The sequence below is a fragment of the Sulfitobacter sp. 1A10359 genome (genome assembly GCF_043558145.1).
Taxonomy (GTDB): Bacteria; Pseudomonadota; Alphaproteobacteria; order Rhodobacterales; family Rhodobacteraceae; genus Sulfitobacter; species Sulfitobacter faviae.
The window spans coordinates 81,450-104,106 of the sequence record NZ_JBIFGB010000002.1; the positions used below are offsets into that span (position 1 = coordinate 81,450).

The following is a 22,657-nucleotide window of genomic DNA, read 5'->3' on the forward strand; positions in this document are numbered from 1 at the left end:
CCCGGCCCCTTTGCGGGGCGAACTGTCGCAGGCGCTGCGCGTTCTACGCTCGATTTAAGATTGTTCGCTTGTATTGCCAGCCGCTTTCATGCTTCCAAAGGACCAATCCAGAAAGGGCAGTTTGTTTTGCGCGCCACTCCACATCCCCAGCAGGACCAGCGCCTGCGGACGCTTTATAATTACGAGATTCTCGACACCCCGCGCGAGGAGGAGTTCGACGAGATCGTCGAACTGGCGGCTGAGATCTGTGACGCGCCGATTTCAGTGATCAACCTGATCGACAAGGACAGACAGTGGTTCAAGGCCGAAGTGGGTCTGGGTGCGCGCGAGACGCCGCTCGAAACCTCGCTCTGCTCTCACGCGATTCTGGAAGAGCGCTTCGTTGAGATTCCCGACACGCTGAAAGACCCGCGCATGGCCGACAACCCGCTGTGCACCGCAGGCGACGGGCTGCGGTTTTATGCAGGTGCGCTGCTGATTGCGTCCAACGGGCTGCCGCTTGGCACGCTGTGCATCCTCGACACCAAACCCCGCAGGCTGACCGCGCTGCAACGCAAGGCGATCTCTGTCTTGTCGCGTCAGGTAATGAAGCAACTCGACCTGCGCCTTTCCCTGCGCAGCCAAGCCGTGCTGATGAGCGAGGCCGACCACCGTGTCAAAAACTCGCTCCAGACACTGTCGGCCATGGTTCGGCTCCACACCCGGCAATTGGATGACACGACCACGATCAATGTGCTGAACGGCATTCAGCGCCGGGTCAACGCCATGGCAACGCTACATGGTGAGCTGCAAACCGGACAGGGGCGCGATGAGGTCGATGTGGGCAAATACCTCGACAGGGTCTTGGAGCTTTTGCAGGAAACCGCACCGGGGCATGTCAAAATCAGCTACCGGTCGGACCCTGTGACCCTACGATCCAGCGCGGCTTCATCCTTGGGGCTGATCATTAGCGAGTTTGCCGCCAATTCGATCAAACACGCCTTCCCGGATGGCGCGCCCGGCCATATCGAAATCGACCTCAGCCTGCGGGACGGGCATTTCCACCTTGAATGCAAAGACGATGGCATCGGGGCCGCGAACGAGGGCAAAGGGCGGGCCGACAGCATTGGGCAGACCTTGATGGCGGCGGCGGCGTCGCAGTTGAATGCGCAGGTCGACAGCCAGCTTACCTCCGAGGGCAGCCGCCTCTCGCTCACCTTCTGAACGCGGGCCCTGCGGCCACTGGACACGCCCTGCCCGCCTGATACCTTCGCGCCAAATTCACAAGCGCAAGGAATTATGCCCATGTCCCTCGACGATGTTCTCGCCCGGATCGACAACGATCTGCACGCCGCCACCGACCGCCTGTTGGACCTGCTGCGCATCCCGTCAATCTCGACCGATCCGGCCTATAAGGCCGATTGCGACCGCGCCGCCGATTGGCTGGCGGCCGATCTTACATCCATGGGCGTGGAAGCCGAAAAACGCGCCACGCCGGGGCATCCGATGGTCGTGGGCCATGTGGGCGAAGGTAAGCCGCATCTGCTGTTCTATGGCCACTATGACGTGCAGCCGGTCGACCCGCTGAACCTTTGGGACCGCGATCCCTTCGATCCGGCGGTTGAGGAGACGGAGAAGGGCCTCGTGATCCGGGGCCGCGGAGCCGCCGATGACAAGGGCCAGTTGATGACCATCATTGAAGCCCTACGCGCGTGGAAAGAGGTGAAAGGCGATTGGCCCTGCCGCATCACCTTCTTCCTCGAAGGCGAAGAGGAATCCGGCTCCCCCTCCCTCGTCCCATTTATGGAGGAGAACGCGGAAGAGTTGAAAGCCGATGTGGCGATGATCTGCGACACCGGGTTGTTCGAAAGCAAGACCCCTGCCATCGTCACCATGCTGCGCGGGCTTTTGGGCGAAGAGCTGACCGTCACCGCCCCGTCGAAAGACCTGCATTCGGGCATGTATGGCGGTATTTCGATGAACCCGATCCGCGCGCTGAGCAAGGTGATCGCCGCGCTGCATGACGACGAAGGCCGCATCACCATCCCCGGCTTCTATGACGGCGTGCCGGACCTGCCCGAGGATTTGGAAGCGCAGTGGCAGGGCCTTGCCTTTGACCATAGCGCCTTCCTCGGCGACGTGGGGCTCAGCAAACCGGCGGGTGAGCAGGACCGCACCCCGCTTGAGATGATCTGGTCGCGCCCGACTTGCGAGGTCAACGGCATCTGGGGCGGCTATACTGGGGATGGCTTTAAAACGGTGCTGCCCTCCGAGGCGCATGCCAAGATCAGCTTCCGCCTCGTCGGCACGCAAGACCCGCTCGCCATCCGTGAGAACTTCCGCAAGATGGTGGCTGAGATGCTGCCCGAAGACTGCACGGTAGAGTTCTCAGGCCATGGCGCCAGCCAAGCCTCGGGGGTGGACATTGGCCATGCGATGTTCGAACCCGCCCGCCAAGCGCTCAGCGACGAATGGCAGGTGCCTGCGGCCTATATCGGCTGTGGTGGCTCGATTCCGATTGCCGGGCATTTTCAAAAGATTCTCGGGACCGAGCCGATGCTGATCGGTTTCGGCAAGGATGACGATCAAATCCACTCCCCGAACGAGAAATACGACATGGAAAGTTTCCACAAAGGCATCCGCTCCTGGGCGCGCATCATTGATGCGCTGACCTAAGCAGCTTGGCGATCGGGCCTGCCCGGTCGCCATATATTCCACTGTCAGGGCCTCAAAAGGCAACGCTGAATAAGCCTGCGTGAACGAGGGCTTAGCGCCTGCACGTTACGAAATAGAGGGGGAAAGTGGCGCGGTTGACGGGGCTCGAACCCGCGACCCCCGGCGTGACAGGCCGGTACTCTAACCAACTGAGCTACAACCGCGCGATGTGGGCGGAATAGGCCACGGGGCGCGGGGCGTCAAGCGCATTCGCGCGAGAAAATGCGCTTTCTCAAAAGAAGTTTTTGCGTGGCATTTTAAGGGGATTTGAAACGAAAAAAGGGACCTCAGAGAGGTCCCCTTTTCAGGCAGCGGTGGCGCGGTTGACGGGGCTCGAACCCGCGACCCCCGGCGTGACAGGCCGGTACTCTAACCAACTGAGCTACAACCGCCCGCTGCACTCTCCAGGTCGCCCCGGAGCGTTTGGGTGTTCTATGGTGAGGGCGCTCCGCCGTCAAGCGCGGTTTGCGCGAAAATGTGAAATTTTCGTAAGTTGTTTTTGGGGCGTTTGATGGGCCGGGTTTGAGGCCGAAAATCGGGTGGTTTTTCCGGAGGGATCGGGCCGCTTTTACTTGACTGCCCCATGGTCGGGGCTGACGAAGGCTATGGCTTGGAATACTGCTATGCTGCGGAGGCATTGAGCTGCTGGCCCAACATCAATCGCTGAACGAGAGGGAAATGCTGCGTCGTGAGAGGCTCGAACTCCCGACCCAGACTGACCGCGCAGCGGGCGGGCGTCGGTCGGGCTCACCACTGGGGCAGCCGGTTGATCCAAATAAATAGGTTGGAGGGATGGTGGGTCGTGAGAGGCTCGAACTCCCGACATCTTCGGTGTAAACGAAGCGCTCTACCAACTGAGCTAACGACCCGACTTGGACCTGATAGCCCAAGGTGGGGGCGGGCTTCAAGCCTATAATGTCAGCCTTTCTTGCTGACCGTTCTCAAGACGGAAAACCACCCCCTGCCCGCCTTGCATCTCCCGCAGCGCGGCAGGCGTGCGGCCCAGTAAAATAAGGCGCAACATGCGCGATGTGATGCCGTGGGTGACCAGCACATGGGGGCCGGACAGGCTGTTCAGAAAGCGTAGGCAGCGCTTGTGAAGTGCCGCGAATCCCTCCCCCTCGGGGGCGTGTTCATAAAGATCGTAGGAATCACGCGCGGCGGGGGTTTGGCGCAGCAGCGTATCGCGCGACATTCCGGCCCAAGCGCCGATGCCGATCTCCCCCAAACGGGGATCAGGCGCAGCCTCCAGCCCCGTCCCCGCCAGCGCGATTTCGGCTGTGACCACCGCCCGCCCCTGCGGGCTGCTGAGCGCCGAAAATCCCGCCAGATCGCAGTGCTTCAGAATCGCGTTCTGCGCTGCGGCCTGTTCGCGCCCCCGCTCGGTCAGCGGGGAATCGAAATGCCCTTGGAGCCGATTGGCGAGGTTCCACTCCGTCTCCCCATGGCGCAGGATATAGAGCGTCGGGTAACGGCTCATGCGGGGGCTTCCAAGATGCGCTCGGTCCCGTTCTCCAGCAGATAGACGCAGCCCTGTCGATTGCTGAGTCGACCGGCCTCTGCCGGATCGACGCCGCATACCTCTGCGCGAAGCACCTGCCCCCAGAGCCCGTGGGCGACCAGCACCGTCGGCGCGGTCAAACTGTCGAGCACCGCCCGAATCCGCCCGCGAAAGGCCGCCAGCCCCTCCCCGCCCGGCGCGGCGGCGTAGATCTCCAAGGGGGCCGGGTCGCGGGCAGCGAGGTCGGGGTGTGCGGCGAATATCTCGTCCCGGGTTGCCCCCTGCCAATCGCCTGCGTGTATCTCCATCAATCGCGCATCCGTCTGGAAAGCGGCCCCATTCAACGCAATCCGCGCCGTCTGCTGCGCGCGGCCAAGCGGAGAGACGAGGATATCCGGCTTTTGCGCAAGGATCGCTGGCATGATCTGTGCCTGCCGCTCAGCCTCGGCGATGCCCTGATCGGTCAATGGTGAATCGAGATGCCCTTGCAAACGAAACGCGCGATTCCACTCGGTCTGCCCGTGGCGCAGGAACCAGATTTTGGGATGTGCCGACATGCTCTCTCCGCCCGTTGTGCCCGTGGTATGGGCCGATGGGGATAAGGATCACTCCGACGCAGAGAAGGCAAGCTATGGGACATGGGCACAGGCTCGGAGCGGCAAGCTAATCCAACGCGAACTAGGGGGAAAATGGTGGGTGATAAGAGATTTGAACTCCCCACTTTGCGCTACCCCCCTTTCCTTAGGGCTTTTCGCCAGAATCATCCCCAAAACAACCATTTACTGCTACTCTTTTTAGCCACATCTGCTACTCTTTTTGCTACTCCTAGCCGAAAAGAGGCCCCCAGTGAACACGAAGATTAAGTACTTGGTCCAGACCAAAGATGGCCTCTATCGCTACAAGCGCAAGGTACCCCTCGCCCTGCGCGAGCTACTGCGCCGCGAACAATGGAACTACTCGCTGGGCCGCGACCTCGAACCCGCGCATGAAAAGTGGTTCAAGCACAAGAAGCGCCACGACACCCTGATTGAGCGCCTTAAATCAGGCGACCCAGTCGAACGGGCACAGGCGACCGCTGACGCAGTCACGATCCGCGCCGCTGACCACTTCGCGGCCATGGAACGGCTACAGAAAGACGGCCCCCGCCCCGGCTTACCCCCTGCCGCGATCACACCAGAGAAACAGGAGCGAGAAGAAGAGGAAGACGCGGCAGCAATAGTAGGCGTCCAGAACCTTTGGTCACAGACCACAGAGGTGATGGAACACGCGGAAGGCACCCCAAACGAATATCTCCGCCTTGCAACCCATCTGTTCATGGCCTTCGGCGATGCGACATACCTTGAAGGCAACCCGGTGGCCCCAGAAGAGCTACGACCCGCGCCTCCGTCAGGGGGCCAGCGGCGGCTTTGGGACATGCTACACGCCGCCCTCCTCTCTCGCCTCGAAGAGATCGCCCCCGGCGTCATCGGTGACGATGAACACCGCCTGACATCCCTGCGCGAACGATACTTCAAGCTGCACAATTTGTCCGCCGCCACACAGCGCAGCTACAGCACCAAGATCGACCGCATGACTGCCTTTATGGGTGACCTGACCTTACAGCAGATCACCCCCGACCGCCTGCGAATGTACCGCGACTACCTGATGGACGAAGGGCTGAAACCGGACTCGGTCGCGCAATACTTCTCGCCGGTTGCTGCAATCATGCGCTGGGCCATAAGCGAGGAACTAGTGCCGGACTTCGACGCCCTACCTACTGCCAAAGTCAAGATGCCCCGCGCCGGAACCCACATTGAAGACGCGCGCTGGCAACGGTTCGATGACGAAGAGATAAAGACGGTTTGGAACATCGCACAGAAGGCATGGGGACCGAAATCCCGGTACAGCCCCGACCGTCAAGAGGCCTTCAAGTGGGCGTTCCGCGTCGCGCTCTACACCGCCGCTCGCCCGGTCGAAATCTTCCGCATGAAGCCCGAAAACGTGACCCCGGACTCGATCTTCATAACCGAAACCAAGACCGGGATCAGCCGCACCCTGCCCCTGAGCAAGCACCTCGCCGGATTTCACCAGTTCATGCAAGACGGCGGCTGGAAGCTGGGCAAGACCAAGCCTGAGTCCGCTGCCGGGACCATGTCAGACTCGTTCACAAAGGCGATCAGGAAAGCCGGCTTCACCAATGACCGCCACGTTCTTTACAGCACCAAGGACACACTTGTGGACCGTCTACAGCGCGCCGGTCACTCCGATGACACCATTCGCGGGATCACCGGGCACGTTTCCGGACAGGGGCAGCTACGGAACTACAAGACGCGGCTGAATGACTCACCCGAAGGATTACAAATGCTTCGCAAGACATTGGATCGAATAGAATACTGGTGAATAGATGCATTGGTGAAGGCCCGCGTTAGCGGGCCTTTTTTGCCTGCCAACCAGCGCACCGGCGAAACCGAATCGCCACATGGACTCGACTCGCTGCAATATTTATGGTATAGATGCAAGCACAAAGTCGCACCGCGACAAAATTTTCCGACAAACGAGGAATGAGCAGTTTGTACACCACAATTGAGTCCTATGCTGCCGCGACCAGCACGTCCAAAGCGACCGCCTCCCGCCGCCTCAAGGGCGTCGCCTACCGAATCCCGTCCCGCGAACGTGGGCGGCGCTATTACCACCTCGCCGCAGCCATCCAGACCTTGAAGGGCAAGGAAGTGGACGAAGGGGTTGTAAAGGCGCTGACCGTGTCCGCTCGCGACCTCTTCGGCCATGACCTGTACGTAGAGCCTGAGGCCCTGCCGCTGGCGCGCGCGTTCGCGGAATGGCTTCCGTCTGAGGCTATGCGCGACCGCCTGCGCGCCGCACAGAATGCCTTCGTGATGGGCGTGGGCGACAGCCGCATGTGCGCGCCCACCATCGTACGCAATCTCCCCCCACTGCGCGAGCTGTTCGCCCTCTACCCGACCGTTCTCGCATGGGTCCTGACCGGTGGCGCATCGCCCGATGCGCATGGCCTCGCCGCCGCTTTCGCCGTCTCCAACAACTGCGCGGCGCTCGACAATCAAATTACTATTCAGGAGGCCGCATAATGAGCGACCATTCATCCTTCACCGACATTGTACAGGCGTCCAAGACGTTGGCCGCGCGGTGGTCCGAACTGGCGCGGAAGGCTATCACCGACGCGCGGGCGCAGGGCGTCATCCTTGAGCCTGAGGACGTCCTGAACCTTCGCGAGGTTCGCAATGCGACGCTGGGGGCGGAGCTGGACGAAGAGGCCTACCAGCGCGAGCTGCTGGCCCTTCCGGCTCTGTCCGATGTGGCGCGCAAGAAGGCTATCGCCGCTGGCGACGAAGACGCCCGCGCCGCAACTGTGGCGGAGTTGAACAAGATCACCGCCGATGCCCCGGCGGGACGCCACACCGATGCCTCCGCGCGCAAGATGAGCCGCGCGCGCGACATGGGCGTCGCATCGGTCCCGGTTACCGCAGAAGATCGCGACGAAAAGTTGCGGATGCTGCAGGACGTCGACGACCACCAGACCCGGCTGTGGCTGGCTCGAAAGTGGGAGCTGCTGTGATGGTCACCCTCGCTGAAATTGAAACCGCCGTACGCGCCCAGCGGGGGAGCTGGCACACGCTGTTCCGCCGCGAAGGTGAGCGGACTTGGCAGTGCATCCTTTTTCCGCGCCACCGTCTCACGGAACAGGACTATCAGACGCTGGCGCAACGGTTGAGCGCGCCGGAGCTGACCCCTGGCGAAATCCGGCGCAACCGCCTGCGCGGCCTTACCGAAGACGCCGATGAGGGAGGCCGACGCTATGGTCGATAGCGTCCGGGTGCTGGGCGCGCCTGACCCCGGCGTGACGGCGGAGCCGAACTGGGGCAATGCGAACCACCATTCGCTTCCGCCTGCGGAGCGCCGGAAGCGCGCGGCTCGCAAGAACGAACGCGCTCGCCGCTGAGCGCAGGCTGAGGCCGTCCGGGCCACGTGGACGCCGGAAGACTTCGCCGAAGAGAAAGCCCAGATCGCCGCCCAGATCGCGGAGTGGGAGGCGCAGCGCGATGCAGCGTGACATGTTCAACCGCCCCGCTTTCACCAAGGCACAAGCCCGCGCAGCTCGACGACAGGCGCTCTGGCAATCGGCCCGGATGGCGTGTCCCGACTATCAGTGCTTCCAGGCCAGTGCGGGCGAAATCGAACGCGCAGTTTCGCGCCTTCTCGTAGAAGAATTCGGGGACCAGATCACCTAGCCGGTGGGTTGCCGTGGAAAGCTCCACCGGTCCCCGTGGCGGAAGTATCCGCCACCCCCCGGCGCAGGACATTCTTTGCCTGCGCCGGTGTTCCTAGCCCTCCTATGCAGACAAGGAAACGACGATGGCAAAGTTTGCCCTCATGAACACGCCCGGCACGCTCGCTGGGGAAGCGGAGCGGATGCTGCACGCCACCATGTGGTGCCACGACCGCCACGGCTGCGGACTCGGCGGTTACTATATCACCAAGAGCGACATGGACCGCCTTCGGCGCATCCTTGGCCCTGATACCGAACCTGCGCTGAGCGGTGCCGGGTTTGAACCTGACCCCCGCCCGCGTCACGCTGGCTGGTGGACCGGTAGCCGGTCCCCGGCGGGGGACGAATCTGTGCTGCGGATGCGGCTTCAGTGGGGGCTGTTCCGAGCGCTGGCGGCGGTGCACGGCGAGACGCACGCTGCCTGAGCCGCAATGTTGACGCTACGTCATCTTGGGCCGCTGAAATGTGCTATTTCCCATTTGTCACTGAAAGTGACATCCGCCCTGAGTGAGAAACCTCAATGCCCGCCTGAGCTTGCCGGGGGAGTCGGTTTCTAGGATGTGCGGATTCCCATGATGTGTCATTTTCGGTGACACTGATCGTCACTGAAAATCACACAACTTCAATGCGTTATGCTTGATTTTGCTCGGCGAGGCCACGATGTTTCACGGCATCAACAGCAAGACGGAGGCACAACATGTTGAACTCAATCGACGCGACTAACACCATCCGCGAGGCCCGCGAAGGGCACCTGATCGAACTGACCACCAAGACGGCGGAGGTGGCCTTGCAGCCGCTCGACCATGGCACCACGGACGCGCTGCGCGACCTCGCACGCGAAATTCTGAACGTGACGGAAAAGCCGATTCCGGGGGGGGGGGGGGCGTAATGGGTAGTCGAAACCCCAAGCGCGTACAGGCGCGCCCAGCAGAGATCGAAGCGGCCATTGCTGAAGGTGATATGCCCCTCGCGGCAAGTCTGTTTGACGCAGGCCCGTGGTGGCGGAGAGCCATCATCCCCCATTTGTCGCAGGGCGCGGCAGAGTGAGTGCAGGTCCTTTACCGAACAGTTGAAGCAAAGCGCAATTTGCTCTTCGAAATTGCTGGTGACACGGCGACCCATGCTCTTCTCTCATATCCGGATGAGGCAGAAAAGGCCCAGGAAGATAACCTTAGGGGCGCGGGCGAGGCTGCTGCATCGGAAGCGGCGTTCATAGCTTTACACAGCGGCTGGAATGAAGACGCAGCATGGGGCGTTGCCGAGCGCGCAGCAAAAACTGCTGTGCGCGAATACCGCGCCACGCTGTGAACTGGCCGAATTGGTAAGGGCCCCGCCAAGGGCCTGACAATACCCAAAGACGCTCTGGAAGGGCGCGCCAAGAGCGAGGAAAACGCACGTTGCCCCTATGGGGCGGCGGCAGACCAGAAAAGAACCGACATGACCACAACCTGACTAACCAAAGGAGAAATAGAGCATGGCAAGAAGCAGCACTGGAGCCGAAGAAATGAACCCGTTTGAAATGGCGGGATTGAAAATGACCGCTGAAGAACTGGAAGAATCTGCCAAGCGGCAGCATAGTTGTGAAGAGGATACCCCGGAGCGTGAAGAGCCGCCGCTTTGGTTGTATAACCACACCAGCGATGGAAATGTAATCCGCTTTTCCCGCCCGATGATGGATCGCTTCGGCGATGCAATGGTGATCGGTGACTTGACCACCCCGGAATGCGCCGCGCTGCTGAATACGCCCGTTGTCGTGGGCACGACCGCCACCGCGCCGCGTACGTTTGGGAGCAATTGGGAGCGCCACGAACAGACGTGGGCGGAGACCATTACCACCTTCCTTTCGCAGCATCCCGAACAGGATCTGAAAGGCGGCAACGCGCTATTTTTTGCAGAGAGCCAGCGGGCGCACAAGCGACGGAATGGCGTGGACTTTTGCTACAAGCTGGAAAAGAAGATTCTGAGTATCCGCGCCGTCTCAGTCGATATTGACGGGGGGTGCACGGTCGAACAGGTTATCTCGCGCCTGCGGGAACTGGGCCTGTTCGCGGTGGTCTACACGACCCATTCCCACACCACCAAGGGCGGACCCGGAAGTGACCGGTTCCGCATTATCATTCTGTTGGCTAAGCCGTTCGAGCTGGGCAATCGCGATGATGATCCGAACGCGTGGGAAAAGCGCTTGGGCGAATGGAAGAGCCGGTACTTCGGGTTTCTCGAAATGCTCATTCCCGAGGGCGGCGAGATTGATTCACGGGGGGCGCTTCCTTCGCAGATGATGCACGCCCCGGCACGCCCCGAGGGCGCAGCATTCAAGCACTACATTCTGGCAGGCCGTGGGTTGATGCTGGATGACATGCCGGTTGGTGATGCCGCCAAGTATACCCGCCGCGCGCCGTCAGGCGATAAGGGCGGCATTGGAGGTGTACAGGGCGAACCTGCATTCCTGTCCGATGGGTTCGACCTTCTGGCGTGGGCCAGCGATCATGGCGAGTATTTCGACCTTCCCGCCTTTCTGGAAATGATCGGCTGGGACGTGCGCGGTCATGCTGGACGCGGCGTCGATATTCTCTGCTCGAATGCAGGCGATCATACCTCTGGCGAGGATATGGCATGGGCGGCTGCTGGGGACGGTGCAGATGAAACGGCGATTATCTACTGTCACCACGACCATTGCTCAGGCCTCTATACCTGCGATTTCTTGCGCCTAATCGAAGAACAGACCGACATGCCGCATGGCGAGTCGTTCTCTGCCCTCTTGTGCGACCTGATGTTCTACCCGTCAGAAGTGGACGGCGAGGCGGTGACGGTAGACCGCGCGGACTACGTGGACGAAGAAATCAGGATTGATTGGCTCAAGACCCCAGCCGCTGTGCACCGCGCTTTCAAGGCCCTGCCTGCTAACGCAGGCGCTGACCACCTCGCCGCGATCTATGCCGGTATTTGCAAGGCTGGTGAAGGCGGCAAGGCCGTCGCCATGTGGAGCGAGTTGGCTGAGGCGCATCTTGACGCCAACGGGCGGAAGCGCGTGGAGCGCCGGGGGCGCGAGATGCTGGACGCAGAGAAGGCCGCATACGCGGCGGACAAGGCGGCGGAGCGCCACACGGCTTATGCAAATGCTCTGGAAGGCGAGCCGGACAATGTCAGTCTCGACCCCGCCGAGCCGCTGGGGGGTGACATGGAAACGGCGTTGGCTACCCTTGGTCATCGTTACGCGCCCTGTGATCTGGGCGGGCATTTCCGCATCGTTCGCAAGCCGGACCTGAACGCCTTTAATTCCGAGTTCGATTCCACTATCGCGGTCTACCGTAAGGATGACTTTCTTCACCTGCATCTTGATCGGCAGATCATGGAAGGCGACAAGTTGGTTAACCCGGCGCAGACCTACCTTGAAACCGCCAAGCGCAAGAGCGGGCTTGTATTTGCCCCGCCTCCCACGGTGCCGGGTATGAATGATTTTAACATGTATCAGGGCCGGAAGCTCAAGGGCGTTCCGGGCGAGTACGGCGATAAGCGCGACTTCCCCGTGCTGCATGATTTTCTGTTGCGTATCGTGTGTGACGGCAGCGAGGAAAAGCTGGCGTGGCTGTTGCTCTGGATGGCCCACCTTGTCCAGCGCCCCGGAGAGAAGCCGGGGACGGGAATCATTGGCATCGGTAAGGGCGGGATCGGCAAGGGGCGCTTTGGGGCGCTGCTTTCTAAGCTTGCCGCACCGCATTTCAAGCAGCTTGAAAATGAGAAACATGTCCTTGGCCAGTTCGCGGGAGAACACCTGAGCAAGTGCGTGTTGGTGGTGGTGAATGAAGCTGTCTTCGGCGCGAACCCGAAGGTTTCCAGCACGCTGAAGGCACTTATGGACTCAGCCTCAATTCAGGTCGAGGTAAAGGGTTTTAGTCTTGTGACTGTTCCGTCCTTTACGCGCTTCTATTTCGACTCGAATGAGGCGGTGCCGGTCCTGATCGAAATGAACGGCTCGGAGCGGCGATATTTTGTGTTGCGGTTCGATCCTGCCGAGAAGGATGAGACTGCGTTTTTCAACACGCTGACCAGCGCGATTGAGGGCGAGGAAATGGCCATGCTGCTGGCCTATCTGGAACGGTACGACCCGGCGTCAGCCGGGTTCACTTGGGCAGACGTCCGCACCGCGCCCGAGACGCCCGAGCGTCGGGTCATGGGGTACAATTCAATGCGGCCTGCAATGCGCCGCGTCTTGACCGTATTGCGGGAGCGCGAAGCGACCTTGCGCGTTGCCGGTTACGACGAAACCTTCACCGCTGGAAAGGATGGTTTGCGCGTCCCGGTGGCAGCGTTCCGGGCCTACGTTGAGGGGGCGGGGAACAAGCACAATGCCGAGGACTCGGACGTAGTAGCGATGATTAAGCGGCTGTTCGGTGTGGAAATCGCAGAAAAGCGCGGGCGGTGCGGTGAGCATGGGGATATGCGGTTTTGGCTCTTCCCGCCTGAGGTGCTGGGCGAGAACGTGGACAAGGCATTGCTTGGGACCGAATGAGCGTCCCAGCGTCAGCCGGAGCTTTGAACCGCAGCCTCCATGCGCCTTCAAACCCTTGGAGACGTTTTAAACCCTTGGAGACGTTTTTCTCAACTATACTTAGCTCAAATGCTTCTGCCTCCAAACCTCCAAAGAATGTACCCGCTCCTGGAAATCCGGCGGGGACACACACACCCTCATATCCTTGGTGTGTGTCCCCTTCCAATTATTTTTAATTAGATTCTCTTGGAGGTTTGGAGCCAGTGCCGTTTGGCCCTTTATTTTTATGGTCGAAACCGCCTCCAAGGCCTTGGAGGTTACCTGGGGGTTCGGAGGTTGGCACAGCTACGCAGGCGTTTTAGTGCCAATGCAGATTGCCAACCGAACGCTGTATGTGTTTCAAACAAGCCAAGACAATTTTGGCGTCACCTCGACCAAAACCGACTGCAGCTATCTCTTCTGCAAGGTTCCCGTTTTCAAACTTTTCATACAGGCGCTTCATGGGCCAATGGTCCCATCCCATACGACCAGCGACGGGTGCCCAAAAGTGTCCCCTTCCGCCCTCTTCGCGAAGCATTTCCTCTAGGTTGTCCAGAGCGTAGTGGTCAAGAGTAGCGACTGCAGGTAGAAGCTCGCTCAGTAGATAGGTTTGGCTGAGAGCACGCTTGGCCCCTAGGAACGCCTTTGAATGCTGTTCAAAATAGGCACAAAGATGATCCGCCAAAGGGGCGCGGCGACGTTCAAATTCGGGCAGATGCCGCCAAGTGCTTTGCTCGCTCCCTTTCCAAGTCAGTGGCATCATGTTCTGTAGGATTGTTGCTTCCGGGTTGTGTTCATCCCAAATGCTCGCATTGAGTAATTCACGAAACTCTTTCCACCGACCCGAGTCGATGAGTGCCAATGCCATGGCCTGATACGCCAGAACTGCCGCGTACCCGCGAATGTTCAGATACACCACGGTTCCGCCGGTCTGAGGTTGAGAGACTTCCCATAAAGTCTTGATCGCTTCTGTAGCGTACTTGAGAAAGTTCGCATTCCCCCATACACCGGTTAGCCCGCAAATCTTCACTAGCCCTTCCGAAATACTTTCATAGGCGTTGACGCGCCTGTTAAACTCATCCTCAGACCACGGCTTTCCCGGCGCCATTTCGTCGCTCTCAAGCACTTCGATAATCTTCGAGACCTCACCATTTAGCAGGTCTGAAAACTGAATTCGGTATTCTGGCTTTGCCAAATATCGCTTCGCCCGGCTCACAAGCATATCAATCCCAACGGGATTCCGTCGCCTGCTTTGCTCCAGTGTCCGTACTCGCTCGCTCAGATCGACGAAAAACGAGTCCGCGTCCGCAATGGGGACTGTGATCCCGCCGCGCAGGTCTGATATCTCCTTGGCTTTGCCCTTCAAGTCACCGCGTGACGCCCAGAAAAGCGGGTAGCGCCGATTGGGCGCGCGCGTAACGGCGCTGCGCAATGCATGATCCCACTCGCCGGACCAACCGCAGATAATAAGACCGTACTCGTCAAAAATACGGTCTAGAAGACCGTTGAACTCTTCCGGGTACCCGTCAAGCTCTTCATCCGTATTCAGGATTCGCGTGTCCTTGTAGTCGCCGTGGACCTTGAAAACATAGCAGGCGGAATGGGCAAGAGGCTCCGCTCCCTTCAAGGTATCGACAGACGACACAACCGTTGGTTCAACACCCTCTTCACGAAGGGCGTTCTCGATTAGACGGTCAAAGTTGGTGGTCGCAATAACCCGCACATGGCCACTCCGCACCATACGCGCCACAGCCTTATGCGCATCTGTGGGCAGCTTTCGGCCCTCTTCGCGGTCTTCGTCGTCTGGTTCAATGTAGCTGTGCAGTATTGCCCTGCGTTCCGCCTGCGTGGTGGCAAGTTTAGCAAGAAGGTCCGAATAGTCAGGATCTTTGCCCTCTTTCTCGATATACCACTTGGCCCAATCCGCTTGCTCTTCTGCGCCTTCGGCCTCAGCAACCCGGCGGACAAGATCAAGCGTAATTTCCCAGCCGGTTGGTATCTCCGCAGCTCTGGAAATGCCCGAGCCTAGCATAAGGGCGAACACCCCTTTGTTTTCGTGTATTGAGAACGCGGCTTGCGTAATTGGATCACCGAACCCGACCATGAAAAACCCTCAATTCAAATTTTCATCTTTAGACGCTAACCTAAATGTCATATCGCCCGGCTTCTAAGGTGTCCACGACACAGCGATTACCCGCACTAGGCCCAACCCCCTGTCCAGCCGCCTTCGAGGCGTCGCATGTGAACATGCTCCGATGTGGCACATTGCTTACTGGTGCATAAATATCATATTCCAATCCGCTGCAAAACGCGCCCCTTCAACCTAAGCAATTGAAAGGACTCGCAAATCATGCTGACACATGCCATATAAAAAGCACAACGAACGATGACGTTTTTTATGGAGGCCTGCATGACCAAGAAGTATGTGATTTATCGCCGAGTCTCGACCGCCGCACAGGGTGAATCCGGGCTGGGACTTGAAGCTCAGGACCGCGATATCGCCCTCTTCTTGAATAACTATTCGGACGTTCCCTTTGAGGTACTGAGCATCTTCACAGACGTTCTGAGCGGCGCAAACGCGCACCGTCCGGAACTACAGAAGGCCATTGAGCAGGCGAAGAAAGAGGGTGCAGAATTGCTTGTCAGCAAGCTTGACCGCCTGTCCAGAAAGGTCAGCTTCATTGCGGCTCTTATGGACGATAAAGCCTTGAAAATAAGGGTTGCGAGCATGCCTAACGCTGACGCGTTCCAGCTCCATATCTATGCTGCGCTGGCGGAGCAAGAGCGCAACTTTATCAGCCTTCGCACCAAGCAAGCACTCGCCGCAGCCAAGGCCCGTGGTGTCATACTTGGAGGTCTTCGCGACAAGACAATGAAGCGAAATAGGGCAGTGCAAGAAGCCGCAGACGCGGCTGCTGACCGTGTCGCCTCAATCATTCTTCCAATGCGTGAATCCGGTTCGTCTTACCAGAAGATCGCAGACGCATTGAACACCGCGAAGGTGCCGACTCCGAGGGGCAAGAAATGGGCTGCAATGAGCGTCAAGAACGCCGCTGACAGGCTGACCAGCCGCGCCGCCTGACCAAGATGGTTCGGGGCCGCGCCAGCGGGCCTCAGAAGGGCTAAAAGGGGCTAATACCGGTGGAATCGGCATAACATGACGTAAGGTAAGGAGTAAGTTAATGGAGTTGTGCGGCGCGCGCTAGAGCACCCATTAAAGGTCTTTACAATAAAAGCTTTATGGGACCCGTCCATGGGGTATACACCCACCCCAAGAGCGGGCGCAGTAGCCGCCAGAACCTATGCAACTTAATTAACGGAAAAAGTTGCAGACTCCGCCTGATGAGGCCTGCAAGTTGCATCCGTGCAAAAAGCGAGAAACCTTTTCGACTGCGCGAGACTCTAACCGGGGGCCCCGCAGCCAAATACGCCCCCCGCTTGAAGCTCGTAAACTGGCGCTCAGAAAATCTTCGCCGAAACTGAGAATAGCGCGGCATGGGGTGTAATCCGTTCCGGCCCCTGTTTTTGCTGCACGGCTCAACCTCAGGCTAAATTTGGTATCTCTAGAGCAGTCAGTGATAACGCGACTTTCCCCCATTTGTCCGTGTATCCCGCTCCACGAGGTCCATTAACGGTTCCTGCAACAAGCATCCTTACCTTGTCCTTCTTTCTGAATCGAAATGCACGTGTGAGACCGCAGCTAGGCAGAATGAAGTAGAAGCCAAACTGATGCGAGAGTATTTCCACCAAGCTTCATATAGGTTGAGTCAACTTTTGCGGTCGAGAAGTTTGCGTCATCGGGCATAGGCATTCATTTGTTGGCATCAGGTCCCGCCAGCTATACAACTTCGAGTATAGCATCAAGGGACTGTGGATTTGCCTACAACAAGCACGAAAGAAAGCGTATCAGTCAGCTTTCACTATTTTGAAAAAGGCGTTCGTCAGGAAGACGGACAGTTTGAAGCGTCGAAATTCTTGAAGCAGGAATTTGACGATCTTACAGCGAAGATTGAAGCACAACCGGAACCTGATCTTAATGATCCTCACGATTTTGACAGCGTGAAGTTCGGTAAGATCGTACCGTTCCTAAAATTGGAAAAGGTTGATGACCGAACTTTCTTTGGCCAATTTCGCTCTGCATATTGGGGACACTCATTTGAAAACACTGAAAAGGGGAAAATTGCTGCGGAGACTCTCAATTTACGGAATTTTTGCTTTCTGCTATACTACTCAGAGAGCGGTCGTATCTACCTTGGCTGCCAGTATTTAGGGAACTACGGAGACTACACCTCACTTAGCCGATCACTATTGAAGATGTTGGGATTGGGGCCCAACGCTAGGGCCTGCTCGTACTTTTCAGAGGCAGAGGACTATATGAACACGATTCCTCAGGAAGTCAGGGTCACTTTATCGAGCAGCAATGAGGCTTTGGCAGCAGGAAATGTATTCAGCAGCGGCAGTATGGTGGCGTTTCGGAAATCGGGCAAGGATGAGGCTTTCGAACTCACTGTGCGGGAAAAGCTACTTTCAATGGTGGGTCAACCTGTCGCTGAGATAAAAAAGCAGGTGGCGGCGATGCTAAGCAAGAACGAGATTTTCTCTGTGGATGACGAGGACATCCGGGACTGTGTTGTTACCGTACGGAAAAAGAAGTCACGCAGCACAAAGACGGTGTATCTATTTGGGCACACGAGTAGGGCAACAAAGTTTCATCTCGACGTTGAGCTCGATGACGATGGCTGGCCACTTCTTGAGAAAGCAAAAGCAAAGATGGTTAAAAAGTTAGCAGACGAGATCATTAACAAGGTGATGGATGACTAATCTTGTCGAGATCGTTCGGCGGAACAACGATACTTTTTACGACAACCGCTCCAATCGAAGGAAAAGTGTCGTCCCAAGAATGCTGTCTTTCTTGGCAGCATCTCTCATCTTCGCTTGGGTGTTAGGAACCCCATCAGATGCAGCGGTCTCTGCAGTGATCACTGTGCAATCCATACTCGTAGGTTTTGGCTTCAGTGTGCTCTTTTTTCTGGTGAGTAGTGAGCGAGAAAAAGAGTTAGAAGCCGATAGTCTGGAAGACGAAGCTAGGCGGAAGCGGCTTAATGTCCTCTCCGACGAGCTATTTTTCAATATTTCTTACTATAACGTTACAACGTTTCTAAGCGTACTGCTTGCACTTCTTTTCGCATTCAACGCTTCGGGGCTCACCACCTTTACAAACAGCGCTTTCAATACTTTTCTTAGCCAAAATAATAGCTTAGAGATCTTTCGCCCGTATCTGGGCTTAGCTCACCGGCTACTAATTTCTGTTTTCTTTTTTGTTCTTATCGAAAGCGTGTTCACCTTTTATAGGATCGTAATCCGGGTGAATTTTTTCTTCGATCAAAAGAGGAAAGTGAACGCTCAGAAGGGATCCACTGCATAATGCTAGCAAATACGCAGATTCGAACAAAAATTGCGGGGACTTAAAAAGCGCTCCGGGAAACATCCTTACTACGGCCAAGACCAGTTTATCCTACAAGGCTGAGAAGGCCGAGAAACCAAGCCGCGCAAGTTGTTTGTGGCCGGCATAATTGAAATGAGATTTGTCGGACTACCCGCACCCGGTTTATATTCATTACTTATACGATGAAATTCTATTTGGATTAGAACTTTGGCGATTAAATTTATTCCATATGAAGTTTACCACGAGATGCTCCTGCTACGTCACGAGTGGGCAATGGGCTACCACCTAGTCGCCCAAAAAAACACAGAGACTGTTTCACTAGTGATAGGCGGAACGATACTTGTCGATATGGACGAAGACTTACCGCAGATTGCCACATGGCTTGCAAAGGCAGGATGGCTCGGTGCACAATATGATATCTTGAGCGCAGCTACGGCTCCATTTGACTACCACATCCACGCATTCGACAAATGGTGCGAGTCTCTTGACTCGGCGGACTACGAGGACCTTCTGCCTGTCGATGCGAATATACATTTCAGATTTCTGCTTGACCCGTTTGACCCAGCCACCACCCCAAGAGGGCCAAAGCCTTCAATGTCTAGTAGTGGAAGACCGTTAGTTCATGGGCATCTACCTTTCACCGGACATACAACTCAAGGGACAGTTTTTTTCCGGGCAGAGCCGTTCCCCCGTAGTCGAGCTATAGACCCTAAGGGAGGGCGAGTATCTGCTGGCCAAGGATTGTATGGCTTCCCTCCTTCAGAATGTCCGTTTATCCCTACTGGATTCGCCGCTGTCGGTCGGTACGCACTCCCAAATGTCGCACCTTCTATTTTCCGTTGGGAACTAAGACCTCCTGCCAATATTCTTTATAGCGCCGGCGCTTCTGTTCCTCTCTTTGGACAAGCGGGGGGAGGCGTGGAGATCTGCATCGAGGCCGATTTTGATAACGTGGGTCACATAGCCAACCCAGTGGTACTTCCGAGTATGTAAGATCTACCTGTCAACCGGAACTCAATCCGCAACTGACCATCCGGCAGTAAATTCTATGTACTACCCAGAAAGCCCTCACTCGGGCTACGCCTCTGTATCCGCCATTGGCGGACCAGCGTTGGGACTAACAGGATAGAAAAACTTATGGAGTCTTATAGCTTGTTCGTGGTTCGCCGTCAGAGGCATACGGTCTAGGCGGTCGGCTGGAACTCCACCCTCCAAGGTCAAACTGAAACAAACCTAGCTGGGGTTCGCTGATCGACACTTCAGTCCCAAGCTTCCTTAATCCGCTAGCCAAGACGATCAGGGAGGCGACCACGAAGAGGTTTTTAGCAGACCCGAATCGAACGCAAGTGGCCCTGCCCCGCTACTCCGCCTGCTACCCTTTTACGCCCCTCCTGCTACTCTTCTCAGAACGGTGCTCGTTTTTTCTGTTTTATTTTCAGAGACTAAGGGGAGGGAGGAAATGGTGGGTGATAAGAGATTTGAACTCCTGACATCTTCGATGTGAACGAAGCGCTCTACCACTGAGCTAATCACCCTTGCGGGGCGAAGTAGCCAATTGCGGCGCGGCTTGCAAGAGGGTTTGGCGCAAAAACTGTCGCGAGATGCGGCACGGCCTGCCCCATTGTGAATACGAAAAACGCGCGCCCCGAAAGGCGCGCGTTCATGACATTCTGACAGGCCGCTCCGCCTTAATGCGTGGTCGTGGCATCCACGCCTGCGGCACGGGCCTTCATCGCCGCGGCCTCGGCGGCCTCTTGGGCGGCTTCGTCCCAATCGATCGCTATCGGCTTGCTCACCAGCGCATGCTCCAGAACTTCCGAAACATGGCCCACCGGGATGATGGTCAGCCCCTCTTTGACGTTGTCGGGGATGTCCGGCAGGTCTTTCTCGTTCTCCTTGGGGATCAGCACCGTGGTGATGCCGCCGCGCAGGGCCGCGAGAAGTTTCTCCTTCAATCCGCCGATCGGCATGGCGTTGCCGCGCAAGCTGACCTCGCCGGTCATGGCGATGTCGCGCCGCACCGGGATCTGCGTCAGCACCGAGACAATCGAGGTGACCATCGCCAGACCGGCCGAGGGACCGTCCTTGGGGGTGGCGCCGTCAGGCACGTGCACGTGGATGTCCAGCGTGTCGAACTTCGGCGGCTTGACCCCGATCTGCGGAGAGATCGATCGGACATAGGAGCTGGCCGCGTCGATACTTTCCTTCATCACGTCGCCGAGCTTGCCTGTGGTCTTCATCCGGCCCTTGCCCGGCAGGCGCAGCGCCTCGATGCTCAGAAGCTCGCCGCCCACGGAGGTATAGGCCAGCCCGGTCACAACGCCGATCTGGTCCTTCTCCTCGGCCAAGCCGAAGCGGTGCTTGCGCACGCCGAGGTAGTCTTCGAGGTTGTCGCCGGTGACGGTGACGCTCTCAGCCTCCTTCTTGACGATCTTGGTCAGCGACTTGCGCGCCACCTTGGCGATCTCGCGCTCAAGATTCCGCACGCCAGCCTCGCGGGTATAGTAGCGGATCATGCCGGTCAGGGCGGAGTCCTCAATCTTGAACTCCTTCTCCTTCAGGCCGTGGTTCTTGACCTGCTTGGCCACCAGATGCTGCTTGGCGATCTCGCGTTTTTCGTCCTCGGTGTAGCCCGACAGCGGAATGATCTCCATCCGGTCCAAGAGCGGCCCGGGCATGTTGTAGCTGTTCGAGGTGGTCAGGAACATCACGTTCGACAGGTCGTATTCCACTTCGAGATAGTGGTCCACGAAGGTGCCGTTCTGCTCCGGGTCGAGCACTTCGAGCATGGCCGAGGCCGGGTCGCCACGGAAGTCCTGCCCCATCTTGTCGATTTCATCGAGTAGGATAAGCGGGTTCGTGGTCTTGGCCTTCTTCAGCGCCTGGATGATCTTGCCGGGCATGGAGCCGATGTAGGTCCGACGGTGGCCGCGGATCTCGGATTCGTCGCGCACGCCGCCCAGCGAGATGCGAATGAACTCGCGCCCCGTGGCCTTGGCGACCGATTTGCCCAAGGAGGTCTTGCCGACGCCCGGAGGGCCGACGAGGCACATGATCGGGCCTTTCATCTTGGTCGAGCGCTGTTGCACGGCCAGATACTCGACAATGCGCTCCTTGACCTTCTCAAGGCCATAGTGATCGTCATCGAGAACCTTTTGCGCGCGGCCCAAGTCCTTCTTCACGCGGGATTTCACACCCCACGGGATGGACAGCATCCAGTCGAGGTAGTTGCGCACCACGGTGGCCTCGGCCGACATGGGCGACATGTTCTTGAGCTTCTTCAGCTCGGCCTCGGCCTTCTCGCGGGCTTCCTTGCTCAGCTTGGTCTCGGCGATCTTGGCTTCGAGTTCGGCAACTTCGTTCTTGCCGTCCTCGCCGTCGCCCAGCTCCTGCTGGATCGCCTTCATCTGTTCGTTCAGATAGTATTCGCGCTGCGTCCGCTCCATCTGGGACTTCACGCGGGTCTTGATCTTCTTCTCGACCTGCAGCACGGACATCTCGCCCTGCATCAGGCCGTAAACCTTCTCAAGCCGCTCGGAGATGCTGAGCGTCTCCAGCAAGTCCTGCTTCTGCTCGACCTCGATGCCGAGGTGACCGGCCACGAGATCGGCCAGACGTGCAGGCTCGGCGCTTTCGCCAACGGCTGCGAGCGCTTCCTCGGGGACGTTCTTCTTGACCTTGGCGTAGCGCTCGAACTCATCAGCCACGGTGCGCAAAAGCGCTTGCGTGGTGGCCGCGTCACCCGGCATCTCGGTCAGATACTCGGCGCGGGCTTCGAAGAAATTGTCGTTCTCAAGGTATTCGGTGATGCGCACCCGCGCCTGCCCTTCGACCAGCACTTTCACGGTGCCATCGGGCAGTTTCAGCAGTTGCAGCACATTGGCCAGCACACCGGCCTTGTAGATGCCGGATGTGTCGGGATCATCCTCGGCGGGGTCGATCTGGCTCGACAGCAGGATTTGTTTATCGTCCGCCATCACCTCTTCAAGGGCGCGGACAGATTTTTCGCGGCCAACGAAAAGCGGCACGATCATGTGGGGAAACACGACGATGTCGCGCAGCGGAAGCACCGGGTAGGATGCGTTCAGTGGCTCTAACATGCTCAATTCCTTATCTTAGCAAGACATCCGGGCCCCTGTTATAGGCGGCCTCTGACATCCCCTTTTCTGGACAGGACATGTGTGCATCCCATCCGCCTGTTTCAAT

General features: G+C 58.0%; 18 protein-coding genes and 5 tRNA genes. 14 read left to right on the forward strand and 9 right to left on the reverse strand.

The annotated features are described in order from the left end of the window. Positions 1-126 precede the first annotated feature (126 nt). Complete coding sequence (locus ACGYK2_RS04720) at positions 127-1,203, forward strand: sensor histidine kinase (protein WP_271687586.1); 1,077 nt, start codon at positions 127-129, stop codon at positions 1,201-1,203. An 81-nt stretch (positions 1,204-1,284) separates the two neighbouring features. Further along, complete coding sequence (locus ACGYK2_RS04725; protein ID WP_394374243.1) at positions 1,285-2,655, forward strand: M20/M25/M40 family metallo-hydrolase; 1,371 nt, start codon at positions 1,285-1,287, stop codon at positions 2,653-2,655. 126 nt (positions 2,656-2,781) lie between these two features. Here the strand turns inward: ACGYK2_RS04725 and ACGYK2_RS04730 are convergent. The 6 genes from ACGYK2_RS04730 to ACGYK2_RS04755 form a co-directional block, all read right to left on the reverse strand. Further along, positions 2,782-2,858, reverse strand: a tRNA-Asp gene (locus tag ACGYK2_RS04730). Positions 2,859-3,009: 151 nt separating this feature from the next. Then, a tRNA-Asp gene (locus ACGYK2_RS04735) sits at positions 3,010-3,086 on the reverse strand. 401 nt (positions 3,087-3,487) lie between these two features. Beyond that, positions 3,488-3,563 (reverse strand) — tRNA-Val (locus ACGYK2_RS04740). Positions 3,564-3,604: 41 nt separating this feature from the next. Further along, positions 3,605-4,174, reverse strand: coding sequence for a histidine phosphatase family protein (locus ACGYK2_RS04745; RefSeq protein WP_271687588.1), 570 nt, complete (start codon positions 4,172-4,174; stop codon positions 3,605-3,607). Then, on the reverse strand, positions 4,171-4,752 hold the full coding sequence (locus ACGYK2_RS04750) for a histidine phosphatase family protein (RefSeq protein ID WP_271687589.1): 582 nt from the start codon (positions 4,750-4,752) through the stop codon (positions 4,171-4,173). Before ACGYK2_RS04750 ends, ACGYK2_RS04745 begins: the two co-directional genes overlap by 4 nt. Positions 4,753-4,885: 133 nt before the next feature. Next, positions 4,886-4,962 (reverse strand) — tRNA-OTHER (locus ACGYK2_RS04755). A 79-nt stretch (positions 4,963-5,041) separates the two neighbouring features. On the opposite strand from ACGYK2_RS04755, the gene ACGYK2_RS04760 reads away from it, so the two are divergent. The 9 genes from ACGYK2_RS04760 to ACGYK2_RS04800 all read left to right on the forward strand — a co-directional run bounded on the left by ACGYK2_RS04760 (position 5,042) and on the right by ACGYK2_RS04800 (position 12,987). Then, complete coding sequence (locus ACGYK2_RS04760) at positions 5,042-6,574, forward strand: phage integrase SAM-like domain-containing protein (RefSeq protein WP_394374244.1); 1,533 nt, start codon at positions 5,042-5,044, stop codon at positions 6,572-6,574. A 170-nt stretch (positions 6,575-6,744) separates the two neighbouring features. After that, complete coding sequence (locus ACGYK2_RS04765; RefSeq protein WP_394374245.1) at positions 6,745-7,278, forward strand: hypothetical protein; 534 nt, start codon at positions 6,745-6,747, stop codon at positions 7,276-7,278. After that, positions 7,278-7,766 carry a hypothetical protein gene (locus ACGYK2_RS04770; RefSeq protein WP_394374246.1) on the forward strand — a complete coding sequence of 163 codons (489 nt, stop codon included), beginning with the start codon at positions 7,278-7,280 and terminating at the stop codon, positions 7,764-7,766. The genes ACGYK2_RS04765 and ACGYK2_RS04770 overlap by 1 nt, the downstream gene beginning before the upstream one ends. Beyond that, the gene (locus ACGYK2_RS04775; RefSeq protein WP_394374247.1) at positions 7,766-8,017 is read left to right on the forward strand and encodes a hypothetical protein; all 252 of its coding nucleotides are present in this window, start codon (positions 7,766-7,768) and stop codon (positions 8,015-8,017) included. Before ACGYK2_RS04770 ends, ACGYK2_RS04775 begins: the two co-directional genes overlap by 1 nt. After that, a complete protein-coding gene (locus tag ACGYK2_RS04780) occupies positions 8,007-8,150 on the forward strand; it encodes a hypothetical protein (protein WP_394374248.1) in 144 nt (47 codons plus the stop codon). Before ACGYK2_RS04775 ends, ACGYK2_RS04780 begins: the two co-directional genes overlap by 11 nt. Positions 8,151-8,563: 413 nt before the next feature. Next, positions 8,564-8,902, forward strand: a complete 339-nt coding sequence (locus tag ACGYK2_RS04785; protein WP_394374249.1) for a hypothetical protein — start codon at positions 8,564-8,566, stop codon at positions 8,900-8,902. Positions 8,903-9,174: 272 nt separating this feature from the next. Beyond that, positions 9,175-9,366, forward strand: coding sequence for a hypothetical protein (locus tag ACGYK2_RS04790; RefSeq protein WP_394374250.1), 192 nt, complete (start codon positions 9,175-9,177; stop codon positions 9,364-9,366). A gap of 158 nt (positions 9,367-9,524) precedes the next feature. After that, on the forward strand, positions 9,525-9,785 hold the full coding sequence (locus tag ACGYK2_RS04795) for a hypothetical protein (RefSeq protein WP_394374251.1): 261 nt from the start codon (positions 9,525-9,527) through the stop codon (positions 9,783-9,785). Positions 9,786-9,951: 166 nt separating this feature from the next. Continuing rightward, a complete protein-coding gene (locus ACGYK2_RS04800; RefSeq protein WP_394374252.1) occupies positions 9,952-12,987 on the forward strand; it encodes a primase-helicase family protein in 3,036 nt (1,011 codons plus the stop codon). Between the two features lie 337 nt (positions 12,988-13,324). Here ACGYK2_RS04800 and ACGYK2_RS04805 read toward each other — a convergent pair whose 3' ends face one another. Next, positions 13,325-15,109: an SIR2 family protein gene (locus tag ACGYK2_RS04805; protein WP_394374253.1), complete on the reverse strand. Its 1,785-nt coding sequence runs from the start codon at positions 15,107-15,109 to the stop codon at positions 13,325-13,327. Positions 15,110-15,415: 306 nt separating this feature from the next. On the opposite strand from ACGYK2_RS04805, the gene ACGYK2_RS04810 reads away from it, so the two are divergent. The 3 genes from ACGYK2_RS04810 to ACGYK2_RS04820 all read left to right on the forward strand — a co-directional run bounded on the left by ACGYK2_RS04810 (position 15,416) and on the right by ACGYK2_RS04820 (position 18,430). Further along, positions 15,416-16,087: a recombinase family protein gene (locus ACGYK2_RS04810; RefSeq protein ID WP_394374254.1), complete on the forward strand. Its 672-nt coding sequence runs from the start codon at positions 15,416-15,418 to the stop codon at positions 16,085-16,087. Positions 16,088-16,875: 788 nt separating this feature from the next. Continuing rightward, the gene (locus ACGYK2_RS04815) at positions 16,876-17,826 is read left to right on the forward strand and encodes a hypothetical protein (protein ID WP_394374255.1); all 951 of its coding nucleotides are present in this window, start codon (positions 16,876-16,878) and stop codon (positions 17,824-17,826) included. Continuing rightward, entirely contained in the window at positions 17,819-18,430 is a 612-nt protein-coding gene (locus ACGYK2_RS04820; protein WP_394374256.1) for a hypothetical protein, read from the forward strand. The genes ACGYK2_RS04815 and ACGYK2_RS04820 overlap by 8 nt, the downstream gene beginning before the upstream one ends. A 1,481-nt stretch (positions 18,431-19,911) precedes the next feature. Here ACGYK2_RS04820 and ACGYK2_RS04825 read toward each other — a convergent pair. Both ACGYK2_RS04825 and lon read right to left on the reverse strand, forming a co-directional pair. Beyond that, a tRNA-Val gene (locus tag ACGYK2_RS04825) sits at positions 19,912-19,986 on the reverse strand. 153 nt (positions 19,987-20,139) lie between these two features. Continuing rightward, on the reverse strand, positions 20,140-22,551 hold the full coding sequence (gene lon / locus ACGYK2_RS04830) for an endopeptidase La (RefSeq protein ID WP_271687590.1): 2,412 nt from the start codon (positions 22,549-22,551) through the stop codon (positions 20,140-20,142). Positions 22,552-22,657: the final 106 nt, after the last annotated feature.